This window comes from Streptomyces sp. NPDC014991, from assembly GCF_043080665.1.
Lineage (GTDB): Bacteria > Actinomycetota > Actinomycetes > Streptomycetales > Streptomycetaceae > Streptomyces.
In genome coordinates, this window is sequence record NZ_JBIBVY010000007.1 from 27,681 (window position 1) to 42,131 (window position 14,451).

The 14,451-nt window shown below is 73.8% G+C and carries 5 protein-coding genes and 1 pseudogene; 4 read left to right on the forward strand and 2 right to left on the reverse strand.

Annotation, left to right across the window (positions count from 1 at the left end):
* Window positions 1-77 precede the first annotated feature (77 nt).
* Both ACF1BE_RS13525 and ACF1BE_RS13530 read right to left on the reverse strand, forming a co-directional pair.
* Window positions 78-494 (reverse strand): YybH family protein, encoded by a 417-nt coding sequence (locus tag ACF1BE_RS13525; protein WP_392199167.1) that lies wholly within the window; start codon window positions 492-494, stop codon window positions 78-80.
* A 52-nt stretch (window positions 495-546) separates the two neighbouring features.
* Window positions 547-924 carry a YybH family protein gene (locus ACF1BE_RS13530; RefSeq protein ID WP_392199168.1) on the reverse strand — a complete coding sequence of 126 codons (378 nt, stop codon included), beginning with the start codon at window positions 922-924 and terminating at the stop codon, window positions 547-549.
* A gap of 333 nt (window positions 925-1,257) precedes the next feature.
* Between ACF1BE_RS13530 and ACF1BE_RS13535 the strand changes: the two are divergent.
* The 4 genes and pseudogenes from ACF1BE_RS13535 to ACF1BE_RS13550 form a co-directional block, all read left to right on the forward strand.
* Window positions 1,258-5,427: pseudogene (locus ACF1BE_RS13535) on the forward strand (type I polyketide synthase); the annotation flags it as partial.
* 49 nt (window positions 5,428-5,476) lie between these two features.
* The gene (locus ACF1BE_RS13540; RefSeq protein WP_392199169.1) at window positions 5,477-11,938 is read left to right on the forward strand and encodes a type I polyketide synthase; all 6,462 of its coding nucleotides are present in this window, start codon (window positions 5,477-5,479) and stop codon (window positions 11,936-11,938) included.
* Between the two features lie 276 nt (window positions 11,939-12,214).
* Entirely contained in the window at window positions 12,215-13,651 is a 1,437-nt protein-coding gene (locus tag ACF1BE_RS13545) for a flavin monoamine oxidase family protein (RefSeq protein ID WP_392199170.1), read from the forward strand.
* A 110-nt stretch (window positions 13,652-13,761) separates the two neighbouring features.
* Entirely contained in the window at window positions 13,762-14,391 is a 630-nt protein-coding gene (locus tag ACF1BE_RS13550; RefSeq protein ID WP_392199171.1) for a TetR/AcrR family transcriptional regulator, read from the forward strand.
* The last annotated feature ends 60 nt before the right edge of the window (window positions 14,392-14,451 follow it).

Consider the following 14,451-nt stretch of genomic DNA (forward strand, 5'->3'; position numbering starts at 1 on the left):
CGGCGCGGGCGGGTGGACGTGCGAGGCCCCCGGGCCGGGAGGGGGAACCGGACCGGGGGCGGCCGACGCGTCCGGGGTCAGTCGGAGACCAGGCCCCCGTCGACGGGCCGGTCGACGGCCATCAGCCACCTGCCGTCCTCGCCTCGGCGCAGCACGTCCGTGCAGCTGCCCTCCAGGTGCATCGGCCGGCCGTCGCCGTCCGTGCCGTCGATGACGAAGCGCACGCCGATCAGCGCCACGTCGCCGGCCACCCAGGAGTGGGTGACCTCCGCCTGCAGCTTGGGCTTGGTGGCGAGGAACTCCTTGAAGAACTTCTTACGGGCCGCTCCGGTGAGGGGCTCTCCCGAGAAGTTGGAGATGGCGTCGGCGCGGTAGAGCTTGTCGAACAGTTCGCCGTCGCCCGAGTTGAACACCTGCAGGAATATCTCGTTCTGCGTGTCGGTGTCGTCGGTGAGGTCCGGCTTGTCGAAGTCGATGTCGACGGTGAAGTTCATGGCTGGGAAACCTCCGGTTGCCTTGGCTGGCCGATGTGCGGGGCGGCACGGCTCACTTCTGGCCGTACGGGTCGTCGATGGCGTACCGCCAGTTGCCGTCCGCTCCGCGGCGCAGTACGTCGAGGCCCACGCCCTCGAGGTGCTCGGGCTTGCCGTCCTCGTCGGTGGTGTCGATGGACCAGTCCACGACGAGCAGGGCGGTGTCGTCCGTGACGAACGACTGTCGCGGCACAGCCGTCATCCGCGGTCCGCGGGCGAGGAATTCACGGACCGAGTCGATACGGTCCTGACCGGTCAGCGGCGTCCCCGGTTCCCAGACGGCGACGGCTTCCTCGGTGTACATGGCATTGACCGCGTCCGCGTCGCCGGCGTTGAACGCCTCGACGTAGAGAGCGGTGTGCTTTTCGACGTCGTGCGTGAGTTGCGCCATGTTCACTGTCTCCTTCTTTCGCGCGATGACCGGGCTTCATCCATTTCCACGGCTCCCGCCAGGAGGGTAACGAGGGGCTGACAACCGGGCGTCAACTGCCAGGTAATCGACGCCTGCGGACGTTCGCATCCCTCTGGATTACCGGCGCGTGATCGGCCGGTCATTAGGCTCGGCAGCCCGGTCCGACGCCAAAAGCTGTACGCGGACCGGCGCGCGGATCGCCGCGCGCGCCGAAGCAAAGGGCGGGAAAGACCGTTCCGTCTCCTGTCCGAACGATGCCGGAACACTCACTTCACCTCGGGGAGCTGAACACCAATGGCGGGCGAGGAAAGACTTCGCGACTACCTCAAGCGAGCCATCGTGGACGCCCGTGAGGCGCGTGAGCGTTTGCGCGAGGTGGAGGACAGACAGCGGGAGCCGATCGCCGTCGTCTCGATGGCGTGCCGCTTCCCGGGCGATGTCGCCTCGCCCGCCGACCTGTGGCGGCTGGTGACCGACGGCGTCGACGCCGTGACGCCGTTCCCGGACAACCGGGGCTGGGACCTCGGCGCGCTCTACGACCCGGACCCGGAGCGGCTGGGGACCAGTTACAGCCGTGAGGGCGGATTCCTGCACGATGCCGACCGCTTCGACCCCGCGTTCTTCGACATGTCGCCCCGCGAGGCGCTGACGACCGATCCGCAGCAGCGCCTGCTGCTGCAGACCGCGTGGGAGGCGCTGGAGCGGGCCGGCATCGCCCCGCGTGACCTCCGCGGCAGTCGTACCGCCGTGTTCACGGGGGTCATGTACAACGACTACGGCTCCCGGCCGGGTCTGCCGGCGCGGAACGCGGAAGGATACCTGTTCAGCGGGAGCGCCGGCAGCATCGCGTCGGGGCGTCTGTCGTACATGTTCGGTCTCGAGGGCCCGGCGGTGACGGTGGACACCGCCTGCTCCTCGTCCCTGGTGGCGATGCACCTGGCCGCCCGCGCACTGCGGGCCGGGGAGTGCTCGCTGGCGTTGGCCGGCGGCGCGACCGTGATGGCGACGCCGGTGGCGTTCACCGAGTTCTCCCGGCTGCGGGGGCTGGCGCCCGACGGACGCATCAAGTCCTTCGCCGCCGCCGCCGACGGCACCTCCTGGTCCGAAGGAGTCGGCCTCCTCGTCCTCGAACGTCTCTCCGACGCCCGGCGCAACGGCCACCCCGTCCTCGCCCTCCTGCGCGGCTCCGCCGTCAACCAGGACGGTGCCAGCAACGGACTGACAGCGCCCAACGGTCCCGCCCAGGAACGCGTCATCCGCCAGGCCCTCGCCGACGCCGGACTCCAGCCCGCCGACATCGACGCCGTCGAGGCCCACGGCACCGGAACCCGCCTCGGCGACCCCATCGAAGCCCAGGCCCTGCTCAACACCTACGGACACCAACGCCCCGCCGACCAACCCCTCCACCTCGGCTCGCTCAAGTCCAACATCGGTCATGCGCAGGCCGCCGCGGGGGTGGGCGGCGTGATCAAGATGGTGGAGGCGATGCGGCACGGCGTGCTCCCCCGCACCCTGCACGTCGACGAGCCCACCCCCATGGCCGACTGGAGCTCCGGCGCCGTCCGCCTCCTCACCGAGCAACGCGACTGGCCCGACACCGGACGCCCCCGCCGCGCCGCCGTGTCGTCGTTCGGCTTCGGCGGAACCAACGCCCACGTCGTCCTGGAACAGGCGCCCGCGGACGGGGACGAGCCCGGCGCGACAGAGGAGCCGACGCCCCGAGGGAAGGCCGCCGGCGCGGCGCCGGCGCCCGCACCTCCCGTCCTGCCCTGGCTGCTGTCCGCGAAGTCCCGGACCGCCCTGCGCGCCCAGGCCGAGCGCCTGCTCACGCACGTCCGGACGCATCCGGCCCGCGACCTCGACCTCGCCCACTCACTCGCCACCACCCGCACCGTCTTCCGGCACCGGGGCGTTGTGCTGGCGGCGGACCGCGACACCCTGGCAGCGGGCGTGCAGGCGCTGGCGGCGGGCCGCACGGCGCCCGGCGTGATCCGGGCGGAGGCGGTCTCCGGCCGCACCGCGCTGCTCTTCACGGGGCAGGGCGCGCAACGCATCGGCATGGGCAGGGAGCTGTACGAGGGCTTCCCCGTATACGCCCGTGCCTTCGACGCCGCGGCGGCCGCGCTCGAACCGCACCTGGGCGATTCCCTCGGCGAGGCCCTGCGCACCGGGCACCGCCTCGACGAGACGGCGGTCACCCAGCCCGCGTTGTTCGCGATCGAGGTCGCCCTCCACCGCCTGCTGGAATCGTTCGGCGTGGCCCCTGACTTCGTGGCCGGCCACTCCGTCGGGGAACTCGCCGCCGCCCATGTCGCGGGGGTCCTCGACCTGGCCGACGCCGCGGCCCTGGTCGCCGCCCGGGGCCGCCTCATGCAGAGCGCCCCGCCCGGCGGCGCGATGATCGCCGTCCAGGCGAGCGAGGACGAGGTCGCCGCTCTCGTCGAGTGCCATGCGCACCGCCTCGCCGTGGCCGCCGTCAACGGGCCCCGTGCCGTGGTCCTGGCCGGGGACACCGAGGCCGCCGAGGAGGTGGCGCGGCTGCTGCGCGCGGCCGGCCACCGGACCACTCGGCTCACCGTCAGCCATGCCTTCCACTCCCCGCACATGGACGGCGTCCTGGACGAGTTCCGCCGGGTCGCCGCCCGGCTGACCTACCGGGAACCGAGCATGGCGGCCGTCTCCACGGTGACCGGACTGGCCGTCGCTCCGGGGCAGTGGTCCTCGCCCGAGTACTGGGTCCAGCAGATCCGCCGGCCCGTCCGCTTCCTCGACGCGGTGCGCACGCTGGAGTCGGCGGGCGTCACCACCTTCCTGGAGGTGGGGCCGGACAACGTCTGCGCCGCCATGGCGGCCGACTGCCTGCGTGAGCCCGAGGGCAGGGCGACGACGGCCTCGCTGCGTCGGGACCGGCCCGAGACGCCGGCCCTGCTGTCCGCTCTGGCCGAGGTGTTCGTCCGGGGGGCCGCGGTGGACTGGGCGGCCCTGTTCGACGGCACCGGGGCGCGGACGGTGGACCTGCCGACGTACGCCTTCGACAGCGAACGCTACTGGCTCGAGCCCGTGACCGGTGGCGAGCCCGCCTCGGCCGGGCCGGTCACGGGCCACCCGCTGCTGGGGCCGGCGACCGCCGTCGCCGGGCTGGACGAGGTCCTGTTCACGCGGCGGGTCTGGGCGGGCACGGCCCCGTCGCCCTACCGGCACGAGGTGTTCGGCGTGGACGTCGTCGCGGCGTCCGCGCTCGTCGAGCTCGCTCTGCGCGTCGCCGACGAGACGGGCTGCGCCGGCGTCGAGGACCTGAACCTGCGGTCACCGCTGGTGCTGCCGGCCGACGGGGCGGTGGAGGTGCAGGTCCGGGCGGGCCGGCCGCGGCAGGACGGCGGGCGCGGCCTGACCGTGCACTCCCGGCCGGCGACCTCGGCGAACGCCGGAGCGGACGACGCGCCGTGGACCCTGCACGCCGAGGGGGTCCTGCTGCCGGACGCGTCCGCTCCGGGGGCGGGGACCGGCGGCGCCACCGGCTCGCCCGGCGGCAGGGAGATCCGGCTGCCCGACGACCGGGCCGAGGAGGCCGAGCGGTACGGGATCCACCCGTATCTGATCGACGCGGCCCTGCGGTCCCTGCCGCAACGGCCCGCCCCGGACCACGTTTCGGCGCCGGTCGCCTGGCAGGGCGTACGGCTGCACGCCGTCGGGGCCACCGTCGTGCACGCCGAAACAGTGCACCGGGACGCGGACACCACGTCCGTCCGGCTCACCGATCCCGCGGGTGCGCTCGTGGCCACGGTGGACGCGGTCCGCTTCGACGACGTACCGGCGCGGGACTTCCGTGCCCCGCTGGAGACGTCACGGCTGCCGGCCGCAGCGGGGGGAACCGGTCCGGTACGGCCCCGGGCCGCCTCGGACGCCGCTCGGTCGCCGGGCGACGGGCTGGCCGCACTGCCGGAGGCGGAGCGGGAACACGGGGCGCTGGAGTTGGTCCGCACCGAGGTGGCCGTGGTCCTCGGCCACCCGTCAGTGGACACGATCGCGCCGGAGCGGCCGTTCCAGGAGCTGGGGTTCGACTCGGTGACCGCGGTCGAGCTGCGCGACCGGCTCAGCGCCGCGGCCGGAATCCCGCTGCCCGCCACCGCCGTCTTCGACTGCCCGACGCCGGCCGCGCTCGCCGCCCGGTTGCTGGAGCTGACGGCGGCGCAGGACGACGGCGCGGCCGTGGCGCTGAAGGCCGGCCTCGACCGGCTGGAGAAGCTGCTCGCCGCACCGCCCGAGGACGCGGCGCGGCGCATGGAGATCGCCGAGCGGCTCCGGGTCCTCGCGGCCGCGCTGCACACCCCCACGGACGATCCGGCCCGCAACGGTGTCCCCCGTTCGTCCGTCCCGGCCGCCGCCGCGGCCGACACGGACGCCTCGGCGGCGATCGGGACCGCCTCCACCGACGAGCTCCTCTCCTTCATCGACTCCGAACTCGGCCGGTCCGCGCACTGACCGCGCCACCGAGCCCACCCCCACGTGCGCCGAGGAGAATCGATCACGCATGTCCCACGAGCCCAGTGAAGACAAACTCGTCGACTATCTCAGGTGGGTCACCGCCGACCTGCACAAGGCCCGACGGCGCATCGCCGAACTGGAGGCGGGTACGGGCGAACCCGTCGCCGTCGTCGGCATGGCCTGCCGCTTCCCCGGTGGCGTCGCCTCCGGGGCCGACCTGTGGCGGCTGGTCGCCGACGGCGTCGACGCCATCTCGCCGTTTCCCACCGACCGGGGCTGGGACCTGGACCGTCTCTGGGACCCCGACCCCGACCGGCCCGGCACCACGTACACGAGGGAAGCCGGGTTCCTGCACGACGCGGCCCTGTTCGACGCGCCCTTCTTCGGCATCTCCCCCCGTGAGGCCCAGGCCATGGACCCGCAGCAGCGACTGCTGCTGGAGACGGCCTGGGAGGCGCTGGAGGACGCCGGCATCGACCCGGCGTCCCTGAAGGGCAGTTCCACCGGGGTGTTCGCCGGCGTGATCGAGCAGAGTTATCTGGGGCTGGAAGGGCCGCAGGAGCTGGAGGGGCATCTGCTCACCGGCAAGCTGTCCAGCGTGGCGTCGGGACGTGTGTCGTACACGTTCGGTCTCGAGGGTCCGGCCGTCTCGGTGGACACCGCCTGCTCCTCGTCCCTGGTGGCGATGCACCTGGCCGCCCGCGCACTGCGGGCCGGGGAGTGCTCGCTGGCGTTGGCCGGCGGCGCGACCGTGACGGCGACCCCGAGCGGGTTCGTCGACTTCTCCCGGCTGCGGGGGCTGGCGCCCGACGGACGCATCAAGTCCTTCGCCGCCGCCGCCGACGGCACCTCCTGGTCCGAAGGAGCCGGCCTCCTCGTCCTCGAACGTCTCTCCGACGCCCGGCGCAACGGCCACCCCGTCCTCGCCCTCCTGCGCGGCTCCGCCGTCAACCAGGACGGTGCCAGCAACGGACTGACCGCACCCAGCGGTCCCGCCCAGGAACGCGTCATCCGCCAGGCCCTCGCCGACGCCGGACTCCAGCCCGCCGACATCGACGCCGTCGAGGCCCACGGCACCGGAACCCGCCTCGGCGACCCCATCGAAGCCCAGGCCCTGCTCAACACCTACGGACACCAACGCCCCGCCGACCAACCCCTCCACCTGGGTTCCCTCAAGTCCAACATCGGGCACACGGTCGCGGCCGCGGGGGTGGGTGGCGTGATCAAGATGGTGGAGGCGATGCGGCACGGCGTGCTCCCCCGCACCCTGCACGTCGACGAGCCCACCCCGATGGTCGACTGGAGCTCCGGAGCCGTCCGCCTCCTCACCGAACAGCGGGACTGGCCCGACACCGGACGCCCGCGCCGCGCCGCCGTGTCGGCGTTCGGGGTGAGCGGGACCAATGCGCACGTGATCCTGGAGCAGGCGCCCGACGCCCCCACGGCGACGACCGCGCCCGGCGACGACGACTCCTCGACGAGCGCACCTCCTCCCGTCCTGCCCTGGCTGCTGTCCGCGAAGTCCTGGACCGCCCTGCGCGCCCAGGCCGAGCGCCTGCTCACGCACGTCCGGACCCGTCCGGCCCGCGACCTCGACCTCGCCCACTCACTCGCCACCACCCGCACCGCCCACGAGCACCGCGCCGCCGTCGTCGGGACCGGACGCGAGGACCTGATGGCCGGTCTGACCGCGCTGGCGTCCGGCGGCCAGGACCCGCGCCTGCACCGGGACAGCCGGGACCACGGCCGACTGGCCTACGTCTTCACCGGCCAGGGAGCCCAGCGGGCCGGCATGGGGCGGCGGCTGTACGAGACCTTCCCCGCGTACGCGACCGCGTTCGACGAGGTGGCCGCCGCCCTGGGGCCGCATCTCGCGCAGCCGGTGACGGAGGTGATCCGCACCGGCCGGGGGCTGACGGAGACGGTCAACGCCCAGCCCGCCCTGTTCGCGGTCGAAGTGGCGCTGTACCGGCTGCTCGAGTCGTTCGGGATACGGCCCGGCCTGGTGGCCGGGCACTCGGTCGGTGAGCTGGCAGCCGCCCATGTCGCGGGCGTCCTCGACCTGGCGGACGCCGCGGCGCTGGTGGCGGCCCGCGGCCGGCTGATGCAGTCCGCGCCGCGCGGCGGCGTCATGGTGGCGGTGCAGGCCGAGGAGGCCGAGGTCGCCGAGCTGCTCGCCGCCCGGCGGGGGCTGGCCGTCGCGGCGGTCAACGGCCCGGCGGCCGTCGTGATCGCCGGGGACGCGGACGCCGCCGCCGAGGTGTGCGCGGTGCTGGCCGAGCGCGGCCGGCGCACCCGCGTCCTGGACGTCAGTCACGCCTTCCACTCCCCGCACATGGACGGCGTCCTGGACGACTTCCACGAGGCGGCCGCCCGCGTGACCTATCACGCCCCGCGCATCCCGGTGGTCTCCACCCTCACCGGCGAGCCGGCCCGCGGCGACGAACTGCGCGGCCCCGGCTACTGGACCGCGCAGCTGCGCGGCACGGTGCGGTACGCCGACGCGGTGGGCGCGCTGCGGGCCGGGGGGGCCGGCACGGTGGTCGAACTGGGCCCGGACGCGGTCCTCGCTCCGCTGGCCGCGCAGACCGAGGACGGCCTGACCGCGCTGGCCCTGCTGCGGCGGGAGCACGACGAGGCGGAGACCGTGATCACGGGCCTGGCCCGGCTCCACAACCGGGGCGTGCCGGTGGACTGGGCGGCGTTGTTCGCCGGCGCCGGCGCGCGGCGGGTGCCGCTGCCGACGTACGCCTTCGAGCGGAGGCGCTACTGGGTGGCGCCGCGGGAGCAGGGGGGACAGGACCCGGTCGGTCTGGGGCTGCGCCCCGGCGAGCACCCGCTGCTGGGCGCCGCGGTGCAGCCGGCCGGCTCCGACGAGGTGCTGTTCACCGGCCGGCTCTCGCCGCACGTGCGGCCGTGGCCGGCACGGCACACCGTGGACGGCCGGGCGGTGCTGCCGTCGTCGGTCCTCGTGGAACTGGCGGTCCGCGCCGGTGACGAGGTGGGCTGCACCGTCCTGGAGGAGTTGGAGACCGGACCGCCGCTGGTGCTCCCCGAGGGGGCCGGACTCCAGGTGCAGGTCCGGGTGGGCGGCGAGCGCTCCGACAGGCGCGAGGTGACCGTGCACGCGCGGCCCGACGGCACCGAGGTGCCGTGGACCCGGTACGCCCACGGCCGGCTGGGCACCCGACTGCTTAGCCCGGCCGAGAGCCCGGCGCAGTGGCCCCCGGCCGGCGCGGAACCCGTCGATCCCGCGGAGGTGCGGGCGCTGCTGGCGCGCGGCGACGAGTGGTACGGGCCGGTGTACCAGGAGGTGACGGCGGCGTGGCGGAGCGCCGACGCGGTGTTCGCCGAGGTGGCCCTGCCGGCGGCGACGGCGGCACAGGCCGCCGAGTACCTTCTGCACCCGGCGCTGCTCGACGCCACCGTGCACGCCGGGCGCGCCGTGGCGAGCGGCGGTGCGGAGGCCGCGCCGCAGACCGTGACGCGGTGGCGGGGGGTACGGCTCCTGGCGCGCGGGGCCGCCGCCGTGCGGGTGCGGCTGGCGGTGGACGGCGACGAGGGGACGACGCTGGCGCTCGCCGACCTGGCCGGGCTGCCCGTCGGCTCGATCGACGCCGTCACGGTGCGCCCGCTGGCGCCGGGCGAGATCGCCGAGGCGGCGGCGAGGCCCGCCGACAGCCTGTCCGCGGTCGACTGGAGCGTCCTGACCGCTGCGCCGCCCCGCCTGCCGGTGCGACGGGGTCTGCTCGGCACGGCTCCCGCCGCGGTCCGGGGGGCCAGGTTCGCCGACGCCGAGGACGCGGCGGCCGCACTCGCCGGCACGCCCCTGGACGCGCTGGTGCTGGTGCATCTGCCGCCGCGCACCGAGGACATGGCGGCGGTACACCGTACGACGGGCGAGGTGCTGGAGACGGTGCAGCGCTATCTCGCCGAGGAGCGGCTGTCCGACGTCCCGCTGGTGGTCGTGACGCGCGCCGCGGTCCGGGCGCGGCCCGAGGACGAGTGCGATCCCGGCGCGGCGGCGGTCTGGGGGCTGCTGCGGTCGGTGCAGTCGGAGGCGCCGGGCCGTGTCGTGCTGGTCGACACCGCCGACGACGACGCCGATCCGACCGCGGCCCTGGAGACGGTGTGGGCCTCGGGCGAGCCGCAGGCGGCGGTGCGGGCGGGACAGGTGTATCTGCCCCGGCTGCGGCCCGCTCCGGCCGTTTCGACCGATGCCGCGCCGAGGATCGGTCCGCACGGCACGGTGCTGATCACCGGCGGCACCGGCGCCCTGGGCGCGCTGTTCGCCCGGCACCTGGTCCGCCGGCACGGGGTGCAGCAGCTCCTGCTGGTCAGCCGGCGCGGCGAGCAGGCCCCCGGCGCGGGGGAACTGACCGCCGAACTCAAGGAGCTCGGGGCGCAGGTCACCGTCGCGGTGTGCGATGTGAGCGACCGGGCCGAGGTGGCAGGGCTGTTGGCCGGCATACCGAAGGAGCATCCGCTGACCGGTGTGATCCATCTGGCCGGCGTCCGCGACGACGGTCTGGTCGGGGCCCAGACCCGGCGGCGGCTGACGGATGTGCTGCGGCCGAAGGCCGACGCGGCCTGGCATCTGCACGAGCTGACCGCCGACATGGACCTCTCCGCGTTCGTGCTGTTCTCCTCGGTCGCGGGCGTCGTCGGCGGTCCCGGACAGTCCACGTACGCGGCGGCCAACTCCTTCCTCGACGGCCTGGCCGAACTGCGGGCGGCCCGCGGGCTGCCCGCCACCTCGATCGCGTGGGGTCTGTGGGCGCGGGACGGTGGAATGTCCGGCGATCTGAGCGAGACGGACCGGCGGCGCATCGCGCGAAGCGGCTTCCTTCCGGTGACCGACGAGTCGGGCCCGGCCGTCCTGGACCTGGCGCTCGGCCTCGGCCGGCCGACCCTGGTCGCCTCACCCCTGGACCTGACCGCCGTACGCGAACGGACGGAGATCCCGCACCTGTTCCGGGAACTGGTCCGCGCCACCCGACGCCGCACCGCCCAGGAGACGGCGGCGGCCGAACCGCTGCCGGCGCGACTGGCCGGACTCGCGGCGGAGGAACAGCTGCGGATCGTCACCGAGGCCGTGAAGGCGGAGGTCGCCGGCGTGCTCGGGCAGGTCGGCACCGAAGGCGTCGCGGTGGACCGCCCCTTCCAGCAGCTGGGGTTCGACTCGCTCACCGCCGTGGAACTGCGCAACCGGATCGGTTCCCTCGCCGGCGTGCGGCTGCCCGCCACCCTGGTCTTCGACCATCCCACCCCGGCGGCGCTGGCCGGCTATCTGCTGGGCGAACTGACAGCGGACGCAGCGGACAGGCCGGCCGGACCGCGCACCCCCGACTTCGCGGCCGAGGCGGTGCTCGCCGAGGACGTGTGCCCGGCACCGGTGGTGGTGCGGTGCGTGACCGACCCGGAGCGGGTGCTGCTGACCGGAGCCACCGGGTTCCTCGGCGCGTTCCTGCTGCGGGATCTGATGCGCACCACCAGGGCCACGGTGCACTGCCTGGTGCGAGCGGCCGACGAGGCCGCCGCACGGGAGCGGCTGCGGGAGAACCTGGAACGGTACGCGGTGTGGGGGGACGTCGATCCCGACCGTCTGGCGGTGGTCGTGGGCGATCTGGCACAGCCCCGGCTGGGCCTGCCCGAGGATGCCTTCGACGCGTTGGCGGCCACGGTGGACGTGGTCTACCACAACGGCGCCCAGGTCCACTGGCTGCACCCCTACGAGGCGTTGCGCGCGGCCAATGTGCGGGGTACCGAGGAGGTGCTGCGGCTGGCCGCGCGCCATCGCAGCGTGCCGGTCCATTACGTGTCGACCGTCGGGGTGTTCGCCGACGCGGCTGAGGACGGCCGGCCGCTCAGGGTGACCGATCCGACCGGACCCGCGGAACGGCTGCCCAGCGGCTATCTGCAGAGCAAGTGGGTCGCGGAGCGGCTGATCGCCGCGGCGGCGGAACGCGGCCTGCCGGTCTCCGTCTACCGGGTCGACGTCGTCTCCGGCGACCAGGTCAACGGAGCCTGCCAGACGAACGACTTCGTGTGGTTGAGCATGAAGGGCCTGCTCCAGGCGGGCGCGGTGCCCGCGGACGTCGATGGCCGGTTCCATCTGCTGCCGGTGGACTACGTGAGTGCCGCGATCGTACGTATGGCGAGCCGGCCGGAGTCGGCGGGTGGCACCTTCCACCTGTTCAACGAGAGTCCGGTGAGTCTGCGCGAGTGCGTCCGCCGGCTGCGGGCGCTGGGTTACACGCTGGAGGAGACGGACTGGGAGGACTGGCGCCGGCGGGTCCAGAAGGACCGCGACAACGCGATGCTGCCGCTGCTGCACGCCTTCGAGATGATGACCGGCGACACCGATCGGTTCTATCCGCCGATGGACACCACGGAGACCGAGGCCGCCCTGGCGGGCAGCGGCATCGTCTGCCCGCCGGTCGACGAGGAGTTGTTCGCCCGGTACGTGCGGTACTTCGTGCGGACGGGGCACTTCCCGGCGGCCTGACCCGAGCGATGTGCAGTGCCCGGCCGGCGCCCTCGGGGCGCCGGCCGCGGCATTTCGCGGGCCTGCCGCGGCATTTCGCCGAGGCGGCCGCGAGGGTGCCGGTGGACTCGCGCCGAAAAGGGAGCCCCCTGTTCCCCGCCAAGGGCGGAGGTAAACCGTCCAATTACCGCCTGGTGACCGATTTCGGCCACCCATCCGGTTAGCTGTTCCCGGCCGAATCAAGCCACATCCCGCTGCTGCACAAGCGGTCGATCCGTGACAAAAGAAGGTTCGACGATGAGTTCACGTCCAGTTTCCGCACCCCGGCACGCCGCCACCGCTTCACCCGGACGCCGTCTGTTCCTCAAGGCGGTGGGCACGACCGCGGTGGCCGGGGCGGTCGGCACGATTCCGTACACCGGCTCCGCCGCCCACGCCGCGGAGGAGGCCTCCCCCGACGTGATCGTGATCGGCGCGGGATACGCCGGCGGCGCCGCCGCCCGCGAACTGGCCGCCCAGGGGATGAAGGTGACCGTCCTGGAGGCGCGCAACCGCATAGGCGGGCGCATATGGACCGACACCATGTCCGGTCAGCGGATCGAGCTGGGAGGCGGCTGGCTGAGCCCCGACCACCAGCTGGTCGCCCAGGAGATGCAGCGCTACGGCCTGACCACCATCGGCGACGTGGCGCCGACCAAATCGCTCATGCCGGCCTCGAACGGCTTCCAGACGCTGAATCCGGCGGACGCCAACGCCTATCTGGGCGGCCTGTTCGAGCATTTCTACGACGGTTCGCAGCAGTACTTCGCCCACCCCAAGGACCCTCTGTACCGGGCGGACCTCCTGCAGCAGCAGGACCAGCTGTCCTTCACCGACCGCATCGCGCAGCTCTCCATGTCCACGCTCGACAAGCAGTGGCTCGCCGGGTACTTCACCGCCTACACCGGCAACGAGAACAGCACCCGGGCCATGACGTCGATGGCGCAGTGGTGGGCCCTGGGCGGCTGGACCATGGAGGGCTGGGAGAAGCAGACCGCCTTCAAACCGACGGGCGGCATGACGGAGCTGCTGCAGAAGATGCTGGCCACACGCGGCATCACCGTGCTGCTGTCCTCGCCGGTCGCCGCGGTGACCAGCACGTCGAGCGGCGTCCAGGTGCGGCTGGCCAGCGGCCAGGTGCTGAAGGCCGGCGCCGTGGTGGTGGCGACGCCGGTGAACGTCTGGCCGACCATCCAGTTCAGCCCGGGCCTGCCGAGCGCGCACACGGCCGCGGCCACGGAGGGCGTGGGCGTCTCCCTGGCCACCAAGCTGTGGATACATCTGAGCGGGAACGTGGAGGCGGTGTACGCGCAGGGCACCGAGAACTCCGCCCTTCCCCTGATGATTCCGCAGCAGGAGCTTCCCGGCGGCGGCCGGCTGATGATCGGGTTCGCCGGCTCGTCCCTGAACGTGGCGGACCAGGCGGCGGTGCAGGCCGCCGTACGGACGTACATACCGGGCGCCACCATCGTCAGGTACCGCGCGCAGCAGTGGGGCGCCGACCGCTGGTCCCGCGGTGGGTGGGGCCTGCGGCGTCCGACCCAGCTGCTGCGCCAGCTGCCGGCACTGCAGCAGCCGTACGGCCGGGTGCTGTTCGCCGGGGCCGACATCGCCTCCGGCTGGAACGGCGCCTTCATCGAGGGCGCGGTGGAAACGGGGCTGCGCGCTGCGCAGCAGGCGGCCGTCCTCGTCTGAGGAGGACGGTCCCGGCCAGGCGGGCGTACGGCCTCCCGGGCGGCGCGGCCACCGGCCGCCCGGAAGCCGGCTCGGACCGCCACGGCTGAGAAGAACGCTCTACGGGTACCATGGGGAGGGTGAAAACGAAGCCACCGGACGACACCAATCGATCGGCAGCCGCCCCGGAGCCCGTGCCCGCGACCCGCGAGCGCATCATCCGGGCGGCATCACGGCTCATGCAGCGACAGGGCTACGACGGCACGGGCATCAAGCAGATCTCGCAGGAGGCCCAGGCCACTCTCGGCTCTGTCTATCACTTCTTCCCGGGCGGCAAGCAGCAGCTCGCCCTCGCGGCCATCAGCCGCGGGGACCAGGAGTTCGTGGAGCAGCTACGGGCCGCCCTGTACAGCGATCCGGATCCCGTCCGCGCGGTCGTGGCCCTCTGCCGGGACCTGGCCGACGGCCTGCGGGGCTCGGACTGGCTCGACGGCTGTCCGATCGCGACCACCGCCCTGGGGACCGTCGGCCGCCTCCCCGACATCCAGTCGGCCGCGGCGGACGCCTTCGCCCGCTGGCGCGGCGTGGTGTTCGACCGGCTCCTGGAGTCCGGCTTCCGTGAGAGCGACGCCCGCGACCTCGCGCACACGGTGATCAGCACGCTGGAGGGCGCCGAACTCGCCGCCCAGGTCTCCCGCAGCAGCCGGCCGCTCGAGGTGGCCGGCCTCCACCTGTCCCGGCTGATCGCCTCGTACCGCTAGGGTCTTTCGTTCGGATCACGCCGGATCCGGGAGCGGGTTCCGGCACCGGGTGCGGTGGGC